22 protein-coding genes are annotated in these 25,320 nt (G+C 54.4%); 18 read left to right on the forward strand and 4 right to left on the reverse strand.

The features are described from left to right. Positions 1-226: 226 nt before the first annotated feature. From IEN85_RS22645 to IEN85_RS22700, 12 genes are all read left to right on the forward strand, one after another. Positions 227-1,183 carry an endonuclease/exonuclease/phosphatase family protein gene (locus IEN85_RS22645; RefSeq protein ID WP_191619396.1) on the forward strand — a complete coding sequence of 319 codons (957 nt, stop codon included), beginning with the start codon at positions 227-229 and terminating at the stop codon, positions 1,181-1,183. A gap of 43 nt (positions 1,184-1,226) precedes the next feature. Continuing rightward, positions 1,227-2,099, forward strand: a complete 873-nt coding sequence (locus IEN85_RS22650; protein ID WP_191619397.1) for a hypothetical protein — start codon at positions 1,227-1,229, stop codon at positions 2,097-2,099. Between the two features lie 78 nt (positions 2,100-2,177). Then, positions 2,178-2,972, forward strand: a complete 795-nt coding sequence (locus IEN85_RS22655) for a hypothetical protein (RefSeq protein ID WP_191619398.1) — start codon at positions 2,178-2,180, stop codon at positions 2,970-2,972. Positions 2,973-3,230: 258 nt separating this feature from the next. Then, positions 3,231-3,611: a hypothetical protein gene (locus tag IEN85_RS22660; RefSeq protein WP_191619399.1), complete on the forward strand. Its 381-nt coding sequence runs from the start codon at positions 3,231-3,233 to the stop codon at positions 3,609-3,611. Positions 3,612-3,639: 28 nt separating this feature from the next. Next, entirely contained in the window at positions 3,640-4,986 is a 1,347-nt protein-coding gene (locus IEN85_RS22665) for a tetratricopeptide repeat protein (RefSeq protein ID WP_191619400.1), read from the forward strand. 28 nt (positions 4,987-5,014) lie between these two features. Further along, the gene (locus IEN85_RS22670; protein ID WP_191619401.1) at positions 5,015-6,076 is read left to right on the forward strand and encodes an RDD family protein; all 1,062 of its coding nucleotides are present in this window, start codon (positions 5,015-5,017) and stop codon (positions 6,074-6,076) included. A gap of 698 nt (positions 6,077-6,774) precedes the next feature. After that, positions 6,775-7,107, forward strand: coding sequence for a hypothetical protein (locus tag IEN85_RS22675; protein ID WP_191619402.1), 333 nt, complete (start codon positions 6,775-6,777; stop codon positions 7,105-7,107). Positions 7,108-7,180: 73 nt separating this feature from the next. Next, complete coding sequence (locus IEN85_RS22680) at positions 7,181-7,651, forward strand: zinc ribbon domain-containing protein (protein WP_191619403.1); 471 nt, start codon at positions 7,181-7,183, stop codon at positions 7,649-7,651. A 195-nt stretch (positions 7,652-7,846) separates the two neighbouring features. Then, positions 7,847-8,926, forward strand: a complete 1,080-nt coding sequence (locus tag IEN85_RS22685) for a hypothetical protein (RefSeq protein ID WP_191619404.1) — start codon at positions 7,847-7,849, stop codon at positions 8,924-8,926. A gap of 114 nt (positions 8,927-9,040) precedes the next feature. Beyond that, complete coding sequence (locus IEN85_RS22690) at positions 9,041-9,565, forward strand: hypothetical protein (protein WP_191619405.1); 525 nt, start codon at positions 9,041-9,043, stop codon at positions 9,563-9,565. Positions 9,566-9,986: 421 nt separating this feature from the next. Then, on the forward strand, positions 9,987-10,820 hold the full coding sequence (locus IEN85_RS22695) for a DUF4261 domain-containing protein (RefSeq protein ID WP_191619406.1): 834 nt from the start codon (positions 9,987-9,989) through the stop codon (positions 10,818-10,820). Positions 10,821-11,003: 183 nt separating this feature from the next. Further along, positions 11,004-11,852: an HDOD domain-containing protein gene (locus IEN85_RS22700; RefSeq protein WP_191619407.1), complete on the forward strand. Its 849-nt coding sequence runs from the start codon at positions 11,004-11,006 to the stop codon at positions 11,850-11,852. 45 nt (positions 11,853-11,897) lie between these two features. Here IEN85_RS22700 and IEN85_RS22705 read toward each other — a convergent pair whose 3' ends face one another. Together IEN85_RS22705 and IEN85_RS22710 are read right to left on the reverse strand one after the other, a co-directional pair. Then, positions 11,898-13,205 (reverse strand): B12-binding domain-containing radical SAM protein, encoded by a 1,308-nt coding sequence (locus IEN85_RS22705; protein WP_191619408.1) that lies wholly within the window; start codon positions 13,203-13,205, stop codon positions 11,898-11,900. Further along, positions 13,202-13,645: a hypothetical protein gene (locus tag IEN85_RS22710; RefSeq protein WP_224772877.1), complete on the reverse strand. Its 444-nt coding sequence runs from the start codon at positions 13,643-13,645 to the stop codon at positions 13,202-13,204. The genes IEN85_RS22705 and IEN85_RS22710 overlap by 4 nt, the downstream gene beginning before the upstream one ends. Before the next feature lie 204 nt (positions 13,646-13,849). Here IEN85_RS22710 and IEN85_RS22715 point away from each other — a divergent pair, with 204 nt between their 5' ends. Both IEN85_RS22715 and IEN85_RS22720 read left to right on the forward strand, forming a co-directional pair. Next, positions 13,850-15,412, forward strand: coding sequence for a sodium:solute symporter family transporter (locus tag IEN85_RS22715; protein ID WP_191619410.1), 1,563 nt, complete (start codon positions 13,850-13,852; stop codon positions 15,410-15,412). A gap of 100 nt (positions 15,413-15,512) precedes the next feature. Continuing rightward, positions 15,513-15,710 (forward strand): DUF3185 family protein, encoded by a 198-nt coding sequence (locus IEN85_RS22720; RefSeq protein ID WP_191619411.1) that lies wholly within the window; start codon positions 15,513-15,515, stop codon positions 15,708-15,710. Positions 15,711-15,989: 279 nt separating this feature from the next. Here the strand turns inward: IEN85_RS22720 and pyk are convergent, their stop codons facing one another. Beyond that, entirely contained in the window at positions 15,990-17,414 is a 1,425-nt protein-coding gene (gene pyk, locus IEN85_RS22725) for a pyruvate kinase (RefSeq protein ID WP_191619412.1), read from the reverse strand. A gap of 613 nt (positions 17,415-18,027) precedes the next feature. Here pyk and IEN85_RS22730 point away from each other — a divergent pair. The 4 genes from IEN85_RS22730 to IEN85_RS22745 all read left to right on the forward strand — a co-directional run bounded on the left by IEN85_RS22730 (position 18,028) and on the right by IEN85_RS22745 (position 24,628). Further along, positions 18,028-21,492 carry a TonB-dependent receptor plug domain-containing protein gene (locus tag IEN85_RS22730; protein WP_191619413.1) on the forward strand — a complete coding sequence of 1,155 codons (3,465 nt, stop codon included), beginning with the start codon at positions 18,028-18,030 and terminating at the stop codon, positions 21,490-21,492. A gap of 218 nt (positions 21,493-21,710) precedes the next feature. Next, positions 21,711-22,499 carry a hypothetical protein gene (locus IEN85_RS22735; RefSeq protein WP_191619414.1) on the forward strand — a complete coding sequence of 263 codons (789 nt, stop codon included), beginning with the start codon at positions 21,711-21,713 and terminating at the stop codon, positions 22,497-22,499. 34 nt (positions 22,500-22,533) lie between these two features. Beyond that, positions 22,534-22,956 carry a cupin domain-containing protein gene (locus tag IEN85_RS22740; RefSeq protein ID WP_191619415.1) on the forward strand — a complete coding sequence of 141 codons (423 nt, stop codon included), beginning with the start codon at positions 22,534-22,536 and terminating at the stop codon, positions 22,954-22,956. Between the two features lie 244 nt (positions 22,957-23,200). Continuing rightward, entirely contained in the window at positions 23,201-24,628 is a 1,428-nt protein-coding gene (locus tag IEN85_RS22745; RefSeq protein WP_224772878.1) for a PrsW family glutamic-type intramembrane protease, read from the forward strand. A gap of 224 nt (positions 24,629-24,852) precedes the next feature. Here the strand turns inward: IEN85_RS22745 and IEN85_RS22750 are convergent, their stop codons facing one another. Then, a complete protein-coding gene (locus IEN85_RS22750; protein ID WP_191619417.1) occupies positions 24,853-25,272 on the reverse strand; it encodes a hypothetical protein in 420 nt (139 codons plus the stop codon). Positions 25,273-25,320: the final 48 nt, after the last annotated feature.

Consider the following 25,320-nt stretch of genomic DNA (forward strand, 5'->3'; position numbering starts at 1 on the left):
CTCGAACTCAGGATTCATTTTTATCGATGAGCAGTTCGCCAGCATTGTAGCACTCTCGTTTGCGAACGACAGTATCTACGCGAGGGACTCGAATAGCGATAAACCCGATCGGAATCGAGCCGCTTCTTAGTTACCCTAATTCGTACTTGCACGCTTGTGCTATTTTAACCCTACATCCAACCTAAGTTCCTATCGTTCGCATAGGTATGCCATAGACAAAGATTTCATGTTCAAAAAAACTTTGTTACGTCTAGTCAAATTACTGCTCGGACTAGTAGTCCTCTCTATCGCCTGGTATGGAGTCCATCGATTAGCCGCGAGTTCAACCGCTCTTAATTCCTTCGAAATACCAACAATCTCCCAGGTTGAGCCGAAAGGTGACTCGTTGAGGGTCGGAGCCTACAACATCGCCCATGGTCGCGGGGGGAAACTTGGCGAAAGCAATTGGACCAGTAAAACCAGAAAGCTCGGAGAAGCTCACCTGTTAAAAATAGCGAAGCAAATACGAGCGGAAAATCTGGATGTGGTAGTACTCAACGAAGTAGATTTTGACGCGAGCTGGAGCGGAGGACACAATCAGGCTCGTTTTATCGCTGAAAATGCCGGATACCGATTTGTATCCACTCTGACAAACATCGACATAGATTTTCCCTTTTTCGATTTGAAGTTTGGCAACGCGATTCTGAGTCGAATTCCCTTGAAAGATATCTCTCTTATTGAGCTGCCTCCTGTGAAACCTTGGGAGCCCATCCTTGCTGGCAAGAAGAATGGAATGATAGCGACTGTTGGTTTCAGCGATAAAGCACTTCGCTTTGTAGCCATTCATATCGAAACGAGGTCTTACGAAACACGCATGGGCAGCGCTGCAAAGATCCTCGAACATATCCAAAAAACAAACGTGCCATCTGTCTTGCTAGGTGACTTTAATTCACAGAGGTCGGATGCTGGCAGCACTGTTGTTGATGCCCTATTGGACCAGCATGGATTCAAGACAGACGTTGATTTCAAGAGTTGGAAGACCTTTCCTTCGGAAGCGCCTGACCGAGGTATCGATTGGATTCTAGTTGATTCCGAATTAAGTATCCGAAACAGCCAAGCAGTGCCTTCCGCCCTTTCCGATCACCTTATGGTTACCGCGGAGATTTTTCCTTTAAGCCGAGAGCCCACTCGATCCGCGAACTAAGAAGTTTCGTACAACTAGACTAACTCTCAATAAACTGAAGCGAATGCGATCCCCACTGCCCTTGCGCGACAAGCTTACATGGCCCATACCCGATTGGTCCGAGATTGAGAAAAGTGAACCAGCGGAAAACTCGAACGCATTTTGGACCGATGTGGGAAGCAGTTGGATGGACTTGCTGGTCGAGTTTTTCGAGGCTCCTTATAAGGTCACAGAATCTCCTCACTTCTGGCTCATTTCGCCCTACTCGCCGAAACAAGCGATTGATCAGGTCAAGTGGCTGGAGGCTACGCTGCAGAAAATTCAAAAGCGGCTCGGACCTTTGGGCCATGCGGAGCTTGTTGGCAAAACACCCGTGTTGGTTTTCGGGAACGACGACGACTATTATGAGTACATCGCCAATTATTATGACGAAGGCGAATGGGCTACATCGGGCGGGATCTATCTAAACGATGGTTATGGGCACTTTGCTATCCCTGATTGTTCTAAACACAATTTGGGAGGAGCTCTCGCTCACGAACTGACTCACTCCTTGATGCGAAACACTGACATTCCACTGTGGCTCAACGAAGGCCTCACTCAAATTTGCGAGGAGTCAATCACGGGGTACATGTCCTTCGACATGGAAACCGTTCGAGAGAACATCGATTCATTCTGGAACCAGACGAACATCCAACTATTTTGGAATGGCAGTGGATTTCACACTCCCGACGAAACTCAAGCGCTTAGCTACCACCTCGCACAGCTTTTAACTTTTCGACTAATCAGAAACAGGACACCTTTCGACGCATTTGTCCTCGGAGCTCAAAAGGCGGATGCCGGAGAAGCTAGCTTGGTCGAACATTTCGGAATTTCCTTGCAGGAGCTAGTCGCATCCTCGCTTGGAGTAGGCGACTGGAGATACCGCCCTGCCCGGTAGCATTGCAAAGATTCCAGATTCCGAACTTCTTAAGCAGGTCCCCTTATACTATTTGAAGCATACAGCACCAACTCTCCATTGAATCCTAAGCTGCAAAGAATAGTCCTCAGGCTGATCGGCCTTGGTGGAATCGTCGTATTCGGTATCTTCTTCACCTTTACCTATGCCATCCCGGACTGGGTCGAAACGTTCGCCGCTGATTTCATTGAGCGCAAAGCGACCGAAAAGATTGATGAATCCATTGATTCACTACAATTGCCACAAGGCGAAGGTCTGATCGGGGCCTTTGCCCGCTCGTTGCAGAGCAAAAACCAGGAACGCATCGAAGAACTGAGGGAAAAGATTCGATTGGAGGTGCATGAACGCATGGCGGACGCAATTGCTAAGATCAGAGATCTAGATTGCGAATGTCGCGACAAATGGGCCGAATACTATAAAAGGGGATTCCAGTTCGAAATGAACCTCCTCCAGTCTGCCAACGACAAGTTGGTTGATTTCATTCACTACAAATACACGGAAATCGCCACCAATTTAAAAGCTGATATACGCATTTTTACAGGAAGCAACTTTGTTATATTTCTTCTCCTTTTGCTCGTATCCTTCGCCAAGCCGCAAGCCATGGCGCACCTCTTCCTGCCCGGCAGCCTGCTCACTTTCACCACTTTGGTTTGCTCTTACTTCTACTTGTTCGAGCAAAATTGGCTGCTCACCATCGTTTACAACGACTACACCGGATTTGCCTACCTCGTCTATCTCGGTGTCCTGTTCCTGACACTCTGCGATATTGTCTTCAACAGAGCTCGAGTGACCACCGCTATCCTCAACGCTCTTGGCAGCATCGTTGGAAGCGCTGCATCCTTTTCACCTTGCTAGGAATCGCCGGATCTTCCATCCCTTGCGGCACCAGTGCCGGATGGCTTTGGCGGACGGGGTGACCCTCGCCTTGGGCTCGGATCGCTTCGCGACAGGACCCGTTTTCCTGCCAGCTTTAAGGTTATCCGCGAACACGCCCTGGCACTTCCCTCTGGCAATCTTTGGGGCATCGTGTTCTCTCTTCAACTGATCCATCTCTTGTGAAATTTAAATACACGAAACAACGGTTTCTACTCCCTGCCTTGTGGCACAATTCTTGTGAACCCCGATAAATACCAAGAGCTTATCGTCAAACGGGCGGTCAAGGCTGCCAACAAGAAGCGTGATCGCACGCGAAGGGACCTAGATCTCGGCACGCTGCGAGATCTCAAGGTCGCGACCGCGAGCCCTTTCTCGCGAATCCTAGTCGGCTCGATTGGATCCGCCCTCTTGGGGACGATGATCTATCTGCAGCTTGCAGATGGGTTCTCGTGGCTGCTCAGCCTCCTTGCCGGTATCGGTCTTTACTTCCTCGTAGTTGCAATCCGGGGACGGAAGAAACGGATTTCCGAAATTGAGAATGCCATGGATTTCGTGGATGTCGGCGGCAGCCTCGTGGAGGCCGTTATCGAGAACATAGACTTCAGCATCGACCTCTGACGTTAGTTGGAAAAATCCCCTTACATCGATGAAGGCATTACCCATTATTCTGATATTCGCGTTGATCGCTAGCGGATGCGAAGGTCGAAGTCCGGAGAAAACACTCGAGCGCCAAATCGCAAAGCTCCAGAGACAAGGGAGAAATGGCGAAGGCATTTCGCTGTTCGAGTCAATAGGCAAAGACATAGAGCCAACTCAGAGGACATTGCGGGAAGTGGCCCTGTGTTACTTTGGTGAAAACCGATACGCCGAAAGCCTCAAGTACGCGAAGCAAGCGATCGCGGCAGATCCCGACGACGCCACCGCAACCGACTTGTTTTTCTACAACAGCAAGGTTCTGCAGGAATTTGAGCAAGCGGAGCCGGTTGCCCGGCGTTGGGTAAACAACCCGAAGGCAAAAGGAACGCTGCGGCACATAGCGATCTTTTACACCAAGTGGGGACGCTACGAGGAAGCGATCGAGGCTACGCGTCTCGGTATCTCTCGCCTGCCAAAGGACCCCCGCATGGCGGGGACTCACTCTTTCTTGCTGGCGGTCGTGGAAGGGCCTGAATCGCAACACGAATTTGTGGAAGCTTGGTCGAGCAAAAACAAGCCGAACGCCTACTTCTGGGAGAACGTAGGCAAAGGGCTTGCTGAAGCGGATCATCATAACGAAGCCCTTCCCTATCTTCTGAAGGCTCTCAAGCTTGCTCCCTCTGGGGATGTCGCCAGCCAGTATGTCAGCTCGCTACGGGGAGCAGGCAGGTCGGAGGAGGCGGTCGAATGGGCTTCAGACTGGTCGCAAAAAGGTGAAATTGACGCCGCCTTCCTGAAGATGCAGGGGGCCGTCAATTTCGACGTAGAAAATTTCGATGAAGCAGCTCGCTGTTTCAAGGAGGCGCTAGGCTTGGCCCCAGCGGACGCTACCTTGCTCGTCAATTTCACAGTAACCCTAATAGAATTGAAACGCTACGAGGAAGCGGTGGATATCGCTAAAGGCTGGTTGCTGAAATACGAGCGACATGCGGACGATCGCACCTATTTCTACTTGGCTGATTCTCTGTCATGGGATCGTCAATACGAGGAGGCAATCGAACATTATGCAACTGCCATTCGCATGGCCCCGGAAAAAAGACGCTACGTGGGAAACTTGTTTTTTGCTATGAATCAGCTTGGTCAGTTTCAAGAGGTCCTAGATTATCATAAACGATGGAAGCAAACTTCTGCCGATTACTCGGACGCCCATCTGGAAAAGCAGCTGACGCGAGCTCGGTCCCATGTTGCCGCAGCGAGTGGCGGTAAGGCGGAGACGCACACAAGTCCAGCAGAGCGCATTCTCCAAAAGGCTAATTCCGCCTCCAAGAAGCCGTATTCAAAAACGAACAACCTGTGATATAACCGCGGGCCAATATCCCCAATTCATGAATACACCTAAAGACGAGGGCCTGACGGGGCCGAGAGACGTCGAACCGGAAACCCAAAGCTACCGCTACGCTGGCTTTTGGCGTCGCGTTTTGGCCTACGCTATTGACGCTATTTTGCTCGGAGTAGTGGGCTTAGCGATTGGTTACTCCTTCTACGAGTACTTTCTGTCCTTGGGACAGACGGGGAGACTGTATGGCCTCGCGATCTATATGGCCTACTTTGCTAGCTTTAATTCCAAGCTAGGCGGAGGACAGACGCTTGGGAAGCGAATGATGGGGATCAAGGTGCTTGATCAAGCGGGCGCGCCGCTCGCCTTCACGACGGCATTCATCCGCCAGGGTATCGTGGCCACTCCCATTTTCCTGAACGGGGTGAATATTGATTTGGGATTAAATCAACACACGGTGTCATTGGTGTTGGGAATCGCCATCTTCGGAGTGGGCGGAGCCATAGGCTACTTTCTGATTTTCAACGTCCGGACACGTCGGAGCCTGCACGACTTTCTTTGCGGAAGCCATGTCGTAAGGGCGGAACCTGGAGCGAGCGAAGTGAAGGTGGCGCGGCTTTGGAAAGGCCATTTCGTAATTCTTTCCGTAATCTCGGGTTTGTCTATTGCGGTACTGGTTTGGGCATCCAACTTGGCCGAGGAGAATTTCAATCTGACCAAGGTTCTCGCCCTTTACGAAAAACTGGAGCAGCAGGATAACGTTCGCCAAGCAGGGGTACATTTGAATACAAGCTACAGCTTGGCAAACAACGAGTCTCGCTCCGTAACCTATCTTCAGATTGTCGCCTTTCCGCCCCACTCCATTCCCTCCGAAAGCGAATATGCTCTGGAGCTCATTGGCCTTGCCGTCGAGGACGAGGCGATCCTGTCAGAGTCTGATATTATCGTATTCGTGGTGAGGACCGGATTCGACTTGGGCATTGCGCGGCATCACACCAACAAGTCCGTATCCGACACGCTGGAGAACTGGAAAGCTGCAATCGCTCGCTACGAAAGCACAGGCGAGGTTCCGAACGCCCGATTTTCGAGCAATACGCAGATAAGGTTTTGAAGGGCGGGGTAATGCCCTTGGCCCTGCAGCGCGCCAGACTTGGTCCCAAACGGAGCGACACCTTCACACGTCCCTGCAAGCCGTACTAAATTTTCGCACTAAAAACCTGCCCTCTACCGTTTGGCTGCGTACAAGCTCAAGCCTTCGCTAGACTGAGCATGAATCAGTTCGCTCGCATGGGGTGGCTTGCCGAGCAACCGCTCTCAATGGAAGACTACTACGCTGAAACATGAGTAATAAACCGAAAGAAAAATCACGGACTCTGGGCGATCTCTTTTACGGCGCGTTAAGCTCGATCGTTCCCAGCTGCGGCCCCGCGATGGAGATGGTGGAGCGCGGACAGGAGCGTCCTTTAAAACTCGGCGAAAAGATAGTGCTTCTCTACAACACCCCGCTCTGCCCGCACTGTAACTGCAACCGAGAGAAGTTCCGGGTCGAGCGCGAAAAGATGCGGCGAATCCGCTCCGGGAGCTAGGAGGCTTTTTGTTAAATCAAGCATTTGCTGGCTTGGAGGTGTTTTGGGACAGACTCCAAGCGGGAGTCGTCTCCCTGCTCGAGGTAGCGCGCTCCGATGGTTTTTCGGCTCTGCGTGGCCCTCACTGGCGGCAGGTTCTAGCTGAGGCCACATTCCACCCTCTTGACAGGTGACGATGCAAATAGGAGTTTGCTTGGCTCAGATGCGTTCCCTTCCTCAAAATTTGAAATTCGGACTAGCGATAGGCTCTGCCGCCTTGACCATGGGCTTGCTGCTCGTCTTCTACGGCGACGCGGAGAGTCCGAAGCGAGTCTCCCTTGATCGGCTCGATCGTATCGAAAAAGCGATCACGGCCTTCATTGAAACGAACGATCGGGTGCCGACCTCCCTCCAGGCGCTGGGGCTTCCCCAAGAAGACCTGCAGGACCACATCGGCGAACCGTTCAAGTATATCGTGACCGCGGATTCCGTAACGGTGATGAGCTACGGCTCGGACAAGGAACCGGGCGGCAGCTTCTTCAAGAAGGACTTTTCGGTAACGATCGATCTACGATAGGTCCGCCCGCTATCGCCCCATTGGCTTGCAGACGCCACTGTTTCCACGCTGACTCGAGAGAACCAAGCCGCCCATGACAGTCCTCGCTGAGTTTTACGTTTTTGGAAAAGAGGCTGACCCGAACTACCTTCCTTGGATCGTAGGCAGCGTGATCGCGGGCATCCTCGCTTTGAGGATTTTGGCTGGCAAATGGGATCGCAAGCGCATCGCCGTGGAACTGGAAGAAAGTGGTTGCAAGCTGGTTTCCGCGACTTGGTCACCGTTTGGAAAAGGATCCTTTGGCGAGGATAATTCCCGCACCTACGAGGTCACCTACCTGAATCCTGAGGGTGAAACCATCTACGCAACGGTCAAGACGAGCCTTTTCACTGGTGTTTTTTGGTTTGGAGACGGATCGCCCTCTCGATTCGCCGCGAGAACGCAAACGACGGTTCCAAGCCCGCCCATCGCCGCTGAAGACGAGGGCTGCGACTGCGGCAAATGCGGTTTCTTCGTGCAAGCGAGCTACAAGCACTGCCCGAATTGCGGAACGCGGAGGCCTTGAGCTAACGCGGCCGTAGTTGAAATTAATGACAGCGGACCGTTAAAACTCTCCCTCCCCTAGCCTCGAAGGGTCCCAAGCTGCCGACTGGCCGCCGTGTACATCCACCGGCTCGCTCCTTTTCCTCAGTGAAGCCTTGCCTGCGAGGCGCATTGCGGTTCTGTTGCGAGCGTCCAACCTCTTAGCACTGTCCCACACTTGAAACGCATAGCAGCCGTTACTCTTGGGCTATTGGCCCCCCTTTTCTCAAGCTTCTCGGAAACGCTCAGATACACTGTTCCTTTCGAGATAAGCGAAAGCGATATAAGCTACAGCATCTCTTTTTCCACAGGAGGACAGGACACGGCTTCACCACGGTTTTCGGGCATCCTGAATGCCAAGGTGGCTTTTGACCGAGAAACGCTAGAGGTCACCGAATGCACCTTCCTGGACGGCTCCCGAATCTACTGGGAGAACTTCTCTCTGCAGACTCAATCGGACGTGACTTACGAAGAGCTGGGAACCTTTCCTACTCGCTTCTCATTCCTGTTCGAAGGAATAAGTACCCGGCTTATGACGATTGGCGACAGAGGACGTGTCGATCCTGCGAACGGAAAGCTCTACGACGATGATATAGCGGCGATCAGCGATCAAGGTGTCGGAAGCATTACGATCGGTATTGGGGACGTCCAAGAGACGGAAACGATTGACTACGCCGTCGAACCATCGGAACAGGAAATTGTAAGCTCTCCCACCATCGCCGTCGAGCGGATTAAGGACGACCTATACGGGCAACACTTCAACTTTACCCTAACCTTCTCCTTCGACGAGGAGGAGAGCGAAACTATCGAAGGGTCAAATTCGAGCTTCACCTTGCGGGAGTCAGGACAGCTCACGGCGACGTACTCCTATAGCGAGACGACTCCTTTCGGCAGCTGGTACAGCTTTAACAAATGGTCTTTCGATGGGAACGAACTCGACTCGGAAAACGAGGCAGGAGTCCCTCTTTACCTCGCCTACGCCCTCGGGTTCATGGCCTACCGCGACGACCAGCAGGCTCCCCTTTCCTTGCGCTACGAGCACGGGAATGCTGTGTTGCGCATCCCAAGCGATTACCGTAACGACGACGTTTACGTCGAATACTCTCGCACCTTGCAGCAAGACAGCTGGAGCATGGTCCCCGAAGCGTGGCTGGCGGGAGGGTATCCATCGCTAAAAAAGGAAAGCTCAGGCGAAATCATGCTCACTTTGCCCTTTGTCGATCCCCCTACCTTCATCCGCCTTCGAGCTGAACCATAAGCCCGCAGCAAAACCTTACTCCTGTCCCAAAGGGAGGACGCGAGCCTCGATGCCATCCTGGCTTTTCGTGTCATCCCATAGAATCCGAAAAATCCAAAATCTTGATACAAAGCCATGAAATTCATGCTACTCGCCTTCACCCTTTTTGTAGTGATTTCTCACTTACAGGCGGAAAGCTTTCCCAGCTTCAAGCTCCCGGCCTCGCAGCAAGGCGAAGCCTCGGTCGTCCATCTCTTGTCCGTCGACCCAATCGGCAAGCAATGGTTGAACGAAAAGGGATTCCACTCTCGCTCGCACGGACTGCGCCTTATTTTTCTCGTGGTGGCCAAGGACCCAGCAGCGACAGACTTTGCCATTAGTCCCAAGGCTTCGGTAAAGATCAACGGCACCGACTACCTCGGCATATCCAATCATCTGCTCAAGGAGGACGTGGCTCCCTACTTGCTCGTCGCGGAGCTGGGTCCTGACTACCTCGCCTACGCAGAAGGCTTGGAAGTGGCCGGCCAGGTAACGAAAATCGTCGACGCCTATTTCCCGGGTGTGGAGCACCCGTCTGTGGAAACTCTGGAAGCCCGCATTTTCGCCGGTTGGTTTCGCAAGGGCGAATCCTTCGAATTCAAGCGACAAGCGGGCGAGTAAGGGGTCTGTTTCGACACCGGCGACTCCCTTGGTAGACTCCTCTATGAGACTGTGTCATAAAGATCCTCGGAGCAAGCTCTCGACTTCATCGACTGCCGGAGCGGCAGCGAGGTATTTAAAAAACAGGTGGCGCGGCTTCTCCGAAGACGCTATCGCGAAATCGTCTTCGGAGAAGCCGATCCACCTCAAAAATCGAAGCAAGCTTCGAGGTGTTAAACCCAAAGCGAAAAAACACACCGACTCTTCTTCCTAGGGTTGCAGCTTGCTGCAGACCGCAGCGCAAACCCGTTCCATAGCGCGACGCGGTCTGGACCAAGGACTAACCCTACAGAAAACCTATCTACTGGACAGTCGCTAAATACCGTAGCCGTTTATTCAATACATCGTGAAACCGCATTCATTAATCACAACCCTTGTAGCTATGAGCTTTTTCGGATTTTTCAGCGAAGCGAGAGGCAAAAAAGCCCCACAGATCGAACCTGTTCGCAATCACCTCGCCTTCGTCCTGCTCGAAGAGCCAAGCCTCCCTTCCGCCGAAGCATTGGCTAGGGCTTTCGCGAAGTACCACTGCGGGCAAGGCGAGCTCGTAGTTGAAGCTTCAGGTGAGGGTAATCAAAAGATAATTACTGTTTCCTTGCCGAAACTCGGAACCGCCTTCATCGCCCTCGTCGACGCCAAGGTTCCCAACAACGAAGCAGAGAACCACTGCGACTATTCGCTCGAGTCCCTCAGTTCCCCGCAGGCCTCTATCGAGCACAGGGCTCATTTGATGGTCACCAGCTTGGGGACGCTCGAAGGAACGACCCCACTGGAGGGGATCGATGCATTCACGTCCCTGCTTGCAGGAATCGTGGAGAGCTCTTCCGCTACCGGCGTTTATTGGGGGAATTCGCGGGCGACGCACTCCCGAGAGTTTTTCCTGTCCCTAGCCGGCGACTGTTCCGTGATGCCCCGCGTCATCCTCTGGAACGGGTTTAGCCGCGGGCGAGAAAACAAGCATTCCATGAGCTTCTTGAGCATGGGAATGAACCAGCTAGGTCTCCCCGAGCTCTACCTGGTATTTCCGCAGGACGAAACCAGCGTTGCGGTCGAACGATTCTTCGACCTGCTCAGCTACGTGGCTCAGCGCGGCGAAGCAATTCCAGCCGGAGACACCATCGGAGCGAGCGAGTCCCAGCGAATTCCGGTTCGTTACGTCAAGTCTCCCGCAGGAGACAAGACCACTGTTTGGAAAATCGACCTCAGAAAAGGCTGATAGGCATCGGACGAGGGCGATTGCCCTTCCTGCAGAACCGACGTGAAACGCCTATCTCAGTCGTCCCAAATCCCACTCCCCGCAGGGCAGCGCGCTTTTAAAATCCCTTTAACGACTCGGCTTCTACAGGGACTTTGCTCGCTGCCGTTTTTAGGGTGAACCACCACCGCATTTTTCAATCCTATGGCCTACAGCATTTCCCAACTGGAACTAAAAGCCGCAGCCCAGAAGCTGCCTCCCTCCCCTCAGATATTTGCCAAGCTCACTCGACTGCTAAAGGACCGCAATACGGTCAGCAAGGATATCGTCGAGCTGGTCAAAACGGACGCTTCGCTTACCGCCAAGGTCCTCAAGATCTCCAACAGCATGGCCTTCAGCTTGGGCCAGCCGGTGGACACCTTGGAGCAAGCGGTGGGCCGTGTCGGATTCGCCGAGCTTTTCAAGGTGGTGGGCATGGCTGCCGCGTCCAACGTATTTGCTCGCCGCAACGAAACCTACGGTATCGATGGATGGCTCTTCTGGGAAAACGCCGTGGCCACTGGTCTGGCGATGGAGGCCTTGGCTAAGGCTCGAGGTCTCGACGAGAAGGAGGCCTACACGCTGGGTCTCCTCAAGACCATGGGCAAGACCATCATCGATGCTTGCTCGCAGAAGTTCATGGTGCCGCCTCGATTCTCCGCAAAAGAAGAAACGCCGCTGCTCCTCTGGGAAGAGGAAAACCTTGGCGTCACCAATCCAGAAGCCGCCGCCATCGTTTTGGATGCCTGGAATTTTCCGGAGGGAGCCATTGAGGCCCTTCGCTACCAGTACACGCCAGACGAAGCTCCCGAGAAAAACGTGCACGCGTACTTGCTGGCTCTTTCTGGAGCCATCGCCGAGCATCTCGGCAGAGGGACTCCAGGGGAGAAGTCCTACTGGACCATTACGCAGGGCCGCTTAAAGGAATCCGGACTCGATATCAAGGACGTGCGCGCTGCCCTCCAGGAGGTCAAGCAACGCCTCGAGAAGCTTTCCGAAGAGTTGGCCGCTTGACGTGGGAAGCGGCCTTGTGCCGCGAATCGATAGCGGGAATCTCCCTCACACCACATCCGCAAGCATCTTGGAACGGATGAAGTTCCTGCGGCGGCGATCGACCTCCGCGTCATCGTAGACTTTGCGCGCTAAGTCGATGAAACCGTCTCGCAGTTCCGCGGCGCTCATCTGCTTAGGCTCGAAACAAATGTCGAAGAGCGTACGACGTCGCCAGTCATTGGCATGCAGCAAGCGATTCTCTTTTGCCAAGCGATCGTAGAGCGGCGTGCCAGGAAAGGGAGTCAAGAAGGTGAGTTGCACTTCGAAGAGATTGCTCTCGCGGATGAACTCCCAGTAGCGATCGAAAACGTCCGGCTTGTGCGAGTCAAAGCCAAGCACGAAGCATCCGTTTACCGTGATTCCGTGGTCCTGTATCCGCTTTATGGATTCCAGGTAGCTTGCTCGCTGTTTCGCCTTCCAGTCGGCTTTCAGCTCGACGCCACTCACGTCTGAGGGATCCTCAAGGCCGATCAGCACTTGGGCGCAGCCAGCTTTTTTCATCTTTGCCAGCAGAGCTGAGTCGTGGGCGATAGAGATGTCCGTCTCCGTAAACCAGCGAAAGTCGCAGCCCTGCAGGGCATCCATCAAGCGATGGCCGTATCGTTTGCTGGCGAAAGTGTTGTCGTCGGCGAACTCGACGAATGGGTGCGGCCAATGGGAACGGATGGCGTCCAGCTCAGCCAAGACCTTGTCGACTGGCTTGCAGCGGTATCCCCCACCGAGTCTGATCGAGGCGGCGCAGAACTCGCATTCCCACGGGCAACCTCTCGTCGTTTGCACCGTGAGCCGATTGTAGCGTTCGACTTCGAGCAGGTCGAAGCGGGGAATCGGCGCCTGGGAGAGATCGTAGGCGCGATTCGCCTTATAATGGGACCGCGGCCTACCGTATTCAAAATCTGACAACAGGTCGTTCCAAACCGGTTCGCCCTCCCCCTCAATCACGCAATCGAAGTGTTCTGCGCATTCGCTTGGGCAGAGGGACGCGTGCAATCCTCCGATCACCGTGTAAATGCCGCGTTTCCTGAGCGATCCGGACAAGGCGTAGGCGTCGAAAGCCCGAGCCGTGAAGGTGCTGAAGGCGACGATATCTGCAAGGCCTAGGGTTTCGACGTCCCCTTCTTTCATCTCATCAATCTCGCGGTATTCTATTTCCCAATGCGAAGGAGTGAGAGCCGCTAAAGTGAGGAGCCCTAGGCTTGGCAACGATGCGATGGTCTTGCTTCGCTCGACGAATCCCGGGACCGTAAGACCGATTTCGAGCAGCTCTTGGTCAAAGACACGAATGCCGCTCATGGCTAAAAAGACGATTTTCATAAAGTATTCAAAATATGGATAATTGCAGTAGCGACACCCCATGAGGCTCCTAAAACAGGAATGCAGAAGAGGTGCCGAAAAGCTTTCTTCCATGCGGAAAGGAAGCAGTTCAGCGGCATGAGAAGATTGGTCGCCGCTAAGGCCCAACTCCCAGCCAAAGCCCAGTGGCCCAATTGAGCCTCGCCGAGCGTCAGTGCGAAAAGGATATTTAAAAATCCGATTCCGAAAAAGGCGATGTGTCCTAGACGCAGCATTCGCCGTTCGAAGGAGCTGTATCCGCCTAGCCATTTGTCTCGATGGAAGAAAAGTCCGATCGCAGCTCCCGAGAGCACGCCAGCGGCCATCCCTATCCATCCTGCCAGTAAATTGTACATCATTGTTTCGTTTTTTTTAGAGGGCAGCATGAGGCTGCTCCTCAGGATAAACTTGAACTGCGCCAAGCGAGGAGCTGCAGAGGGGAGACTGCTGGAAAATGGGCATCCGCGGGGGATCGTCGTACATGCAGCGCTCAAATCAGTGTACAAATTATCCTCAACGCCGGGATTGAATAGCGAGGCGACCTTCGCCACCGCCTTACCCCTTTTCGCCTGTGACGATTTTAAGCAGCTCCATCTCCGGCGCAGATGTTGCTCGCTCGGGGGCGTATGCACCCCCTCGATTGGCTAATCGTAATTGTCTACCTCGCTGGCGTGGTTGCGCTCAGCGTCTGGATCGGACTGCGACAAAAACAGCAGAGCGACTACTACCTTGCTGGGAATCGCTTGGGAGCTTGGTCGATCGCGGGTTCGATGATCGCGACCCAATGCAGCGCCATCAGCCTGATCGGCGCGCCTGCTTTCATCGCCATAAAGGAGGGAGGCGGGCTGAAGTGGCTGCAGTATGAGTTGGCGGTACCCTTGGCGACTATAGGAATTCTGTATCTTGTTTCTGGTTACAAAAAAGCTGGGACCACCACGATCTTCTCCGCGGTAGAAAGCCAAATGGGTGCAGCGACGCGCAAGACCTTGAGTCTGCTTTTCATCGCAGGACGCGGCTTGGCAACTGGCGTGGCTCTCTACGCCATGTCGGTGGTGGTCGCGGTTTGCTTAGACCTGTCCGTCTCCAACAGCATCCTCGTGGTTGGCGGGCTTTCGATGGTCTACACGACCATCGGGGGAATCGAGGCGGATATTTACTCCGACATCATGCAGTTGATCGTCCTCTGGCTCAGCGCCCTTGCCTGCGCCGTAGTGCTGCTTTTCCTTCTCGAATCACCGGGTGACGCTCTCAACTCATTCGATTCAAGCCGTCTCGCGATCTACCAACTTTCGGGCAACGGCTTGAACGACGGAGCGGCCTATAGCCTATGGCCGATGTTGATCGGAGGCTTTTTCCTCTACCTCGCTTACTACGGCTGCGATCAAAGCCAAGCCCAACGCTTGCTCGCCGCCAAGGACCTTCCCACAGCCCGCAAAGCGATTTTGCTGAACGGTACGCTGCGCCTCCCCTTGGTACTGACCTATTGTAGCTTTGGTGTGCTTCTGGGGTTGTTTTACCAGCAATCCGAGTGGTTGCAACAGATGATGCAAGGGCAGAACCCTGATTTCATCGCCCCGTATTTTATCATCGAATACATGCCGACGGGACTGAAAGGGATCATTGTATCAGGGATTTTGGCAGCCGCTATGTCGAGCTTGGACTCGAATATCAACTCGCTCAGCGCCGCCTTGGAAAAGGACTTCCTAGGCGGCAAGGAAGTCGCATTTCCGGGACTACGGCATCCCTTGGTGCGGGCCCGCAGCCTGACGGTAGTCTTTGGGTTGGCAGCTTGCGGCTTGGCTTTCCTTTTCAGCGGGTCTCAGGCGACGGTTCTTGTTTTGGTTAACGCGATCAGCTCGGCATTCAACGGACCGATCCTCGCGTGCTTCGTATTCATTCTGCTAGGACGCGAGCTCAAGAGCCCTTATTGGGGAGTCGCGTGCCTGTCGGCTGGAATCGCGACCAATGCGACGCTTTGGCTGGCAGCGCCGCAGATGAGCTGGCTTTGGTGGAATCTCTTCGGCTTCGTGGTCGCCATGGTCGGACTGACGTTGGGCTCGAGGCGTTTTGCAAAGGCTCCAAGAGAGCAATGCGTGGAGGGTCCCAAGCCACGCCACCTCTACCTTCTGGGGTGTGCCGCTGTCGCGACCTTTGCTGTTCTGCTCGGACTGCACTTGATTCTGAGCTAGTTCCGCAGAGAACATGCCGTGCAAAAAGCGGTTTGATATGGGAGGACGTTTGTGTGATATCCCTTTCGCATCGAATCGACCTGAACCAAGTTATCATCCCATGAAAAAGCCGCTCTCCCTTTCGCTCGTTGTCATCGGAATCATCCTTCTTGCCTATGGATTCAGCGCTGCGGATTCGATCAGCTCCAGCTTTTCCCGCCTGTTCACCGGATCCCCTTCCGAGAAGGCTATCTGGCTGCAGCTCGGCGGAGCGGTTTGCTTGATCCTCGGGATCACTCGTCTCTTCCGAGGTAAATAAAGACCCTCGGAGCAAGCTCTCGATTTCGTCGACTGCCGGAGCGCGGCAGCGAGGTATTCAAAAAACAGGTGGCGCGGCTTCTTCGAAGGCGCCATTGCGAAATCGTATTCGGTACCGAGGCTTGCCGACAAAGCGAAGCGCCCAAAGCCGATCCACCTCAAGAGTCGAAGCAAGCTTCGAGATATTAGACCCAAAGGGAATAAATTGCCGTCTTCCGCCGATTGCGTAGGGAATTACCAAATACGAGTGCGTCGTCATATCGGCGCTCCCTTTCTGGAGCTAGATGGTGCGAAGCTGCAGTGTGTCGATGACCTTTCCTTCGGCCAGCGCATTGGTGATCACGGCTACGGTGGTCCCCTTCTCCACCCACTCCTTCTTGCGCAAGATCTTTAGCGAGAGACTGATGGTCTCTTCCGGGTCATCGAAGAACTCGATGAGGAAGGGCTCGACGCCCCAAGGCAGCAGTAGTTGTCGGAAAATCGATTCGACATCCGTGAAAGCGAAAATGGGAGCGCCGCGAGCTCGCAGGGCTCCCAAGGTATAGGCGAGGTAGCCGCTGCGGGTGAAAACCACAATCGCGGACTGCTCCATGTCTTGAGCCAGCTTTGCGGCGGATCGTAGCAGCTTGGCCTTAGGGCTGGGCAGCGTAAGGTCTCGATTCAAGTCGTAGCTTACGGATGGCTCTATGCTCTCGATGATGTTTTTCATGACCTGCACCGACTCCAGCGGATATTTGCCCACGGTGGTCTCTCCGGAGAGCATGATGGCGTCGGCTTGCTCGCGAACTGCATTCGAAATATCGGAAATCTCGGCTCTGGTAGGCATGGGAGAATTGATCATCGTTTCGAGCAAATGGGTCGCAATGATCACGGGTTTGCCCGCCGCCCTACAGGCGGCAACCAGATCGCGTTGCACCAACGGCAAACGATGGTAGTCGATTTCGATACCGAGATCGCCGCGGGCAACCATAATGCAGTCGGCTTCCTCTACGATCTCCTGCATGTTGCGTACGCCCGCTTGATCTTCGATCTTGGCGATTATCTTAGCGGGTGAACCAAGAGCATCGAGGAAGGCCCGCAAGGTTCTGATGTCAGAGGCTTGCCGCACGAAAGATAGAGCCACGAAGTCGATGCCCGCCTTCACGCCGGCTTTCAGGTCTTCTTCGTCCTTGGGTGTCAGGCATGGCAAGTTGACGAAAACGCCGGGCAGGTTGATGTGGCGTTTGGAACCGATTTCTCCAGGGGTTAGAACCTCGAGGCGTACCCGTTGCTCGTCCTTGGCAAGAACTCGCATGCGAATGAGTCCGCTGTCAATCAGCACGATGGCTCCCGTCTCCAGGTCCATCGGCAGGCCGGGATAGTTAGTGGACACAGCTGGCACGTCGCCGGTTGGCATCGCCGCCTCCAAATGGATTTCGAAGACCTCGCCCGCGGATACCTTGATCGGGGCTTCGACCCTGCCGGTTCTTATCTCGGGGCCTTTGACGTCCATCATGACACCGACATGGCGGCCAATTTCGGAAGATGCCTCTCGAATGTGCCACATGGCATCGTCGACCCACTGGTGGCTGGCGTGCGCCATGTTGAGCCGCAGGATGTCCACTCCTGCGGTGATCAGCTTGGCGAGCATTTCCTTCGAGTCCGTGGCGGGGCCGAGGGTCGCGATAATCTTGGTGTGGCGAAAAAAGGATCGGGTCGGTGGCATACGTCTCCACAGCAAGAAAGACGCCATTTGCAGTGACTATCTTTACGGGGAGAATCAGGGGCTAAGAATCGCAGACACGAGCCCCTACAATTAGCGCTGGATGCTGCTCGTCTGGAAGCGCCGCTTCGGATTCAAAAGCACAAATATATCCGCAGAATTCCTCTGTACGGTTCGCTCCTGTAGCGCGATTTTTAATACACCCCATTAAGGTGCGGCGCGACTCTCGATTTACCTTCGGGTGCCCCTCATCTGCAGCCTTAAGCACGAAAAAACAGACTCCCACCGAAATGGCATCGAGTAGGATGCACCGTTTCCGTTTCAAACAGGTCGATGCGACCCACCCCCCCCTACCGCATGTCCCTCTACCGTTTACCCTTTTTGCCCAGTGGATAGGTGAATCCTGAGGCGGACTGGAAATCCGCCCGTTCTCCAATGGCAAGCGACTTGGCCCAGTATCTCCCCGGGCTTCGTTGGCTCCGCCCACCCCCCTTGCTCTCCCCGTTTTTTCGGGGCCTGTTTCGTCGCAAGCGAATGCCGGGACGAATGGCTCGATGTGAAAAGCTTTGGGGAGCTGCGTAACTACAAAACTGCAAATACTACAAAAAACCGAGATATGAAAAAATACTACAAAACGAAGCCATGGCTCGCTGCCTCGCTGGTCGTCGCAGCCCCCTGCTTCAGCTTGTACGGCCAAGCTGGCGGCGAGCAGGACGAGGACGAAAATGTATTTACCTTGTCCCCCTTCCAAGTGGATGGCTCGAGGGACGAAGGCTATCGCGCTGAATCCGCCACTGCGGGAAGCCGCTTGAATACGGAGCTGAAAGATGTGGCCGCTTCGGTATCCGTGCTAACGGAGGCCTTCATGGACGACTTGGGGGCTACGGATCTCGTGACCGCTTTGGAGCAGGTTGCTGGAGCCGAAACCAACGCCCTTACCGATCGTACCTCCGACCGTATCGTGGGTGGCGACGGATATTCCGGAAACGACTTCGGCGATCCGCGTTCCTCGGAAGGATCGATTCGCGTGCGCGGCCTCGGCGACGCTTCGAAAACCCAAGGCTTCTTGCCTGTCATCATCGGCGGAGACCGTTACAATATCGAGCGGGCTGAGTTCCTGCGCGGACCGAATTCAATTCTCTTCGGATTGGGACAGCCAGGCGGACTCATTAACTACGCAGCCAAAACGGCTCACACAGGGCAAGACATCAACAATGTCAGCTTTGTGACGGATAACTTCGGCACCTTGCGCGGGACCTTCGATGCGAGCCGCGTGCTAATGGAAGACAAGCTCGCGGTGCGTCTTGCGGGCAAATGGGGGAATCAGCAATACAACGTCGAACATGCCCGCGAGTTGGATCGTCGAGCTTTTGCCACGTTTACCTACCGGCCTACGCAAAACACGACGATTACTGGATTCTACGAGAATATCGATCGCTACAGCCGCCAGCCAGGCTATCGCCCAGTACACGACAACGTTAGCGGGTGGCTCTCCGTCTACAACGACTTCTATGCGCAACAGGTTTCTAATGGATTGAGTGGAGCCGCTCTCGAGCAGTCTTTGTTCGACGCTGGCTTCTGGTGGGATCCAACCGATCCGGGCGTACGCAATAGCAATGGTACACAAAACATGGATACGGTGCGGCGGGCGACCGGGGTTATCGGGGCCACCTCTGACATTGACGGCGTTGGAACCGGCGTATCCGCAGGTGAAGTACGTCTGGGTGACGATTGGGACGGGCAGGACAACGCCCTGCTCATCTACTACGACGGAAATGCGCCGGACACGCCCCTCTTCGGTGGGATGAACCTGGCTGGCACTCGCCTGCCGGACGGTGGTCGCGGGCCAAATGCCGAACGCCGCACTCTGATCCGCACCGCGCATCCCCTGGAAAACCGCAGCGGCTTCCTCGACCCGCAGGTTACCGACTCAGGAATCTTCCCTTACCACAAGTTCGACTTGAATGCCTTGCCCGGCAACTATCGCGACGAAGAAGACGAGAAGATAGGCTTCACGCTTGAGCACAAGGTGAACGACAACTTCTACGTCGGCGTTTCCGGCATGAAAGAAGATTACGCAGCCGAGCTGAACTTCCCCATCATCGCCCAGACGCAGGCCATCCAGCTGGACAACAACCGCTACATGCTTTTCCTCGACGCGAATGGCGAGAAGGTGGAGAATCCCAACTTCCTGCGGCCCTTCATCTACGGACGTCCGCTGGGACTTTACCGTGAGAGGGCGACCGAAGGGTACCAGGCCCAAGCCAATTACGACTTGGATTTCAGCGATATCAACGAGCGACTTTCCTGGCTCGGGAAGCATCGCCTCACCGGGGTCTACACTTACGGCTGGCAGGAGAACTTCGAATACCGCTGGGAAACCAGGGCCAACAATACGGTAGACGGCGTTCTGACCTCCGGCCTTCGAACGGGACGCGAAGACAACTTCAACGATGCCGGACGACGCGTCTACAACCTCTGGTACATCGGCGATCCCGTACAACCCGGCGATACCTCGCTCAACATCAATTCGCTTCCCTCCAACGTACTCGCGCAGGAGCAAGACATCGGCTACAACTACTGGACGGGAGCGAACACCATCAGCACCTCCCCCACTGCTATCGAGTTGCGTCGCGGTTCGATCGACCGCGGAAACTACAGCGAGCAAATCAATAAGGGAATTAGCGGCTCCATCCAAAGCTTCTGGTGGAACGACCGCATCGTTACCTTGCTGGGCGCCCGCAGCGACTCGGTTTATCCTTACGTCCGCTCCACCATCGATTCCGAGGCTTTCGACAATTCGATCGGACGCATCGATCCCAACGACCCCGAACGCGAGCTCTTCCCCTTGGACATTTCCAAGGCGTACTACAGTCCTCGTGGCGACGCCAACAATCCTTTGGAGGACGTTTCGACGACGACGCAAAGCGTGATCTTCCATATCCTGCCGGACAAGCTGCGTGTGTTTGCTAACCGGTCCGAGAACTTCGACGTATCCGCTCCACGCACCGACAACTTCGGCCGTATTATCGCTCCGCAAGGCGGCGAAACGGAGGAGGTCGGCATCGGCGCGACCATCATGGAGAACAAGCTCGACCTTCGCCTCTCCTTCTACGACACGGCGCAAGTCAACACCAGCGACGGCGGTCTCAACTTCCTCGCATCCATCAGCCTTCCCGGGTTCGAGGAAAACCTCTATTCCGCCCTCGAGGAGGCGGGACGCCTCAACGAATGGGAAACTTACGACACCAACGCCCAGCTCTCGAGCGCCCCTTATCAACGTCCTGAAAATGTGGATGCAACCCTCGACTCCCGCTCCAAGGGCTTCGAGTTTTCGGGCACCTACAACCCCAGTCCAAATTGGCGCTTCAAATTCGACTTCAGCCGCCTGGAGAACGAAGGCTCCAACGCAGGCGCTCAAATCGACTCATGGTTGGCTGCCCGAGCGCCTTACTATCTCCCGTTCTTTCAGGAAGGGCTCAAGACGGACGGCACGCTTGCCGAAAATATCCTAAACTCGGATGGGACCGCTGCGGACGGCACCTTGCTGCGCCAATTCTTCAACAGCGTGATGCCCCGTTACGTTACCTCCAAGTTGAATGACGGTCGTCCGAATCTCGGTATCTCTGAATACACCGCCAAGCTTTTGACGAACTACAGCTTTACCGATGGTCGATTCAAAGGGTTTTCCGTGGGCGGCAACTTGATTTGGGAGGACGGAAAGGCTCTGGGGTCCAACACGAAGGACGTACCCGTCGCCGACTTCGTGCCCGCTCTCGGGAACCTGCCCGGAGAAGACTTCTTCGCTACGGTGGGCGATCCCGACGCCACAATCTTCGGCGACTCAATCCTAACCGGTGGATTGAAAATTGGATACAGAACAAAGATCAACGATGGACGCATCAACTGGAACATCCAGCTGAACGCGACTCGTCTCATCGACTCTTCCAACAAGGACGGTTTGCGCGTTCGAGCTTTAAATCCAGAATCCGTGACATCCGATGGCACCGTGATAGACAACAACATCTACTCGCTCGCCGTACCCACCACTTACATGCTCACCAACACTTTCAGCTGGTAAAGAAGCGCCGCGTTTGAATCGCGACTTTTTGTCGATGGCCTGTCATCCGTTTTGAGGTGGCAGGCTATTTTGTCGCTAGCCTTCGACCTACATGCCATTGAAAATGCCCTAGCTTGAGAGCCCTTCGGAGGCCGCCGCCAATTGGCGATGAAAGGTTGCAGTTGTGCGGGGAATGCTGCATCGCTCTGATTCCCTAAACGATCGAATCCCTCTCCGCCATGAGCAATGAAGCCTCCTCCTCTCCGATTCCAGACGTAGAGCCACCGTCCGCTAAACTTTTCACAGCCAAAGCAATAGGGATCGGCGCATTCATTGGTGGTCCGCTCGCGGCAACGACGCTACTCGGGCTCAACTTTTCTCAACTCGGACGCAAGAAGCAGCGTAACCAGACTTACCTGCTCGGCCTCGGACTGACCCTCTCCTACTTCTGGCTCGTATCCGAGATTCCGCAGAGCGTGCTCGACAAGATTCCAACTGCCGCTTGGGGAGGGCTCACCGGCTTGATCGCCTACCTGCTAACCGAAAACCTGCAAGGCGAGCTGCTGCGGACGCACTTCGCAAAGCTTGGCCAGAAGGCTTCAGGCTGGGCTGTCGCTGGGTGGTCCACTCTTTCGCTCGTAGTCACCTTAGCTCTGATATTGTTCTTGTACGTGCCCATGCTCACGCCATTCGAGTTCGAGAAGCCCGTCTACAGCGATGGCTTGCTCGGCAACGAAATCTATCATGGCGAAAACGTGGAAACGGAAACGGTCAAAGCCTTGGGGCAATACCTCGTGGACATCGAGTATTTCGATTCTGAATACTCGGTTCCCGTACAGATTAGGCTAGAGGAGGAAAAATACGAGCTGTACCTTTCCTGTTTGCGAGATCGCTGGGAGGATCCGGCAACCCTTTCCATTTTTAGGAATTTCGCCGCTGACATCGAAGCGGATGTTTTGAACAAGCCCGTTACAATCGTACTTGTGGACGAAGACTTCAATGGAGTCTACCGGAAGCGTCTCAATTAAGGTACAGTTCCTCAAACCTCTAACGATTTCTGCAATGAAAACTCGACCTTCGACAATCGTCTCATGCCTCGCTGCTCTTTTTTGTCTATCCTTGGCGAGCGGGCATCCGGAGCACTCTATTCCCGTCTCAAGCGAACTGGCCATGGAGAGCCTGCTGCACAGTCCTCTCGCGGGAGCGGATCACTTGGAAGTTTTTATGAGCAAAGTTTCGATCCCTCCCCATTCCCAGCTTCCCAAGCACTGGCACCCAGGAGAGGAATTTGTCTATATCGTCTCGGGCGCCGTCACGCTTGTGCAGGACGGCAAGGATGAGGTCGCGTTCGCTGCGGGCGATGCTGGCATGGTGCCCTTAAAGCAAATACACACAGCCCGGACTGGAGCGGAAGGCGTAGAGCTGATCGTTTTTCGTGTTCACGAAAAAGGTCAACCCCAACGCGTTTTGGTCGAGAACCAATGAAGCGAAGCGGCTGCTGTATCCAGAATCTAGCATCCAATAAAAATACCCATTTGGGAAACAGTGACAGTCTTCAGTGAACGATCGGCGACTTTACGAATTAACGCGAACTGCTAGTTTCCTGTGGAAGAGCGCTGCTCTTTTGCTGGCCTTTTTCCTAGGACTCGGAGCTTTGTTGTGGCTCGTAAAACCTTCGGGTGAGGCTGCTCCGCAACGAACCGAGCTTTACATCGTATCAGCGGACGGAATGACCCAAATCGCTGTCAACACGGCGAGGCATGAGGCGGCTTTGAAGGCTGAGCTTCTGAGCGACTCTTCGTTTCCCGAAAAATTATATGCCTTGCAGTATCTGCTTTCAATCCAATCGAGAGGACGCGCGCTGCAACTCCCTCCCGCCGACGCGCTGCCGAACGTCGACCCAAGCCAATATCGCGTGCTCCAGGCATATGCAGAAGCTATGATAGCAGGAGCTTCCAAGCAGGATGCCGCGCTCACCTTGCTCCAATTGAGCGAGCTCGCCCCTCCGCCGGCATTCGCCAACTTCGCTTTGTCTCTTTATTACATGGCGTATCCAAAAGATGGATCGGCGCTCAAAGCGGCAATGGCAGAAGTTGCAGCTCACCCTAGCCAAGACTCGAGAGCTCTGCTGGTTGAGCTTTTGGGGCGCTACAAGCGCTATTCGGAGCTACGACCTCTGCTTGACGATCCGAACTACGATGGACTGATCCCCAGCTTGCTCAAACGAGATGTCGCTCTGAATCCCATGGATTGGCCCTTGCTGATCAAGACCCTGTTGCCCGTAGCTTACGAAGACATGCAGCTCAGCGTTCTCGCGCTCGCCCTCTTGGCAGGAGCCTCTTGGGCAAGCCTGCTCCTGCGGTTTAACGGGCCGCTGTCTTGCAAGGAGTCGGCGGTTCAGCTTGCCCTCCCCGCCTTGCTCCTAGGCGCTGCTTCTGCTCACCTGACAATCCTGGCGATTTACTGGCAGGAAGAGCAGCTCGGACTTGCTCGAGGCGACGACCTGATTGGCCAAGCGATCTACTGTTTCGCTGGCATTGGTTTACGGGAGGAATTGCTCAAGTTGCTGTGCTTCGTGCCCTTGATTCCCTTTCTGGCCAAAAGGAAAGACGAACTCGAAATTTTCGTGCTCGCCAGTCTTGTTGGGCTTGGTTTCGCAATCGAAGAAAACATTGGTTACTTCGAAAGCAGCCAGGGGTTGGATGCGGTAGGACGTTTCGTAACGGCCAACTTTCTCCATCTATCCTTGACTGGTATTTGCGGGCTTACGTTGACGCAAGCGATTCTCTATCGAGGCTCCTATATCAATACGGCAGTATCTACCTTCGGCTTGGCCGTTTTGGCGCACGGCGCCTACGACGCCTTTATCATTGTGCCGGAACTCGCTGAATATAACTTGGCCACCATGGTGGTATTCATTTTGATCACCTATCAATACTTCACTTGGATTCGCCACTTGAGGAGCGAATGGCGTTCGAAAGTAAGCCTTACCGCACATTTCACCTTAGGGCTAACTCTTGTTTTTGGAGCGTCCTACCTGCTCGTTGCTTGGGAGTCAGGACCTGTCGAGTCCTTTCTCTCGCTAACTGAAGAAGCTCTTGGACTAGGGATCCTTCTCGTCCTCTTCTATCGCGAAATACCAGAAGACATTTACTGACCCCCCGGTAACAAAGGACGAGCGAAACTCCCTCAGCGACCGCCCAATCGTTCATACAAAGCGCAATTCACTCGACGTAGGAGCGTGCTCACAGCCTTGATCCGGCAACGCAATCGCGTGACAAGCACGCTCCTACATTTTAGGGACGGTCTCTGGAAATGGAAGCGAGCCAAGCGACTCAGATACGCTTGGCTCGCTTGTTGATAACTACGCAATAGAGAGTTTTATCCCTTGGGCTTACGCAGGACCGGGCAAACGAAGTCCGCCTCCGGTACACGCATTATCGAAAGGTCGCCCGCATCAAGCGAGGCCTCCACTTCAGCTGCTGACTTGAATAGCGGCACAGGCGTTTCGTCCTCCCAAGTCACAACATAGACTTTCCACTTTCCGCCATGGTAATTGGCATCTCCCGGGGCAACGGTGGTAACGCCCAGCTGGCCTTCTTGGCCGTTGCTGAGCACATAGATGACATCTACCCCGCGACCAGGCATGGAGGTAGGCGTTGCTACGGTGCCGACGGTTTCTCCGTCGTAAAATAGAGCGCCAAACGCGGCGCCTTTATCGTTTTTCTTCCCTGCCCAAGCAACGTTCACCATCAAACCAGCAAGCGTCAGGCTTACAATCAGACGTATCCATTTTTTCATAATCTTTTTTATTAAGGTTTTTGAGACTAATATGAGGTGTCGGATCTG

The organism is Pelagicoccus enzymogenes, from assembly GCF_014803405.1.
In the GTDB taxonomy this organism is placed as follows: domain Bacteria; phylum Verrucomicrobiota; class Verrucomicrobiia; order Opitutales; family Opitutaceae; genus Pelagicoccus; species Pelagicoccus enzymogenes.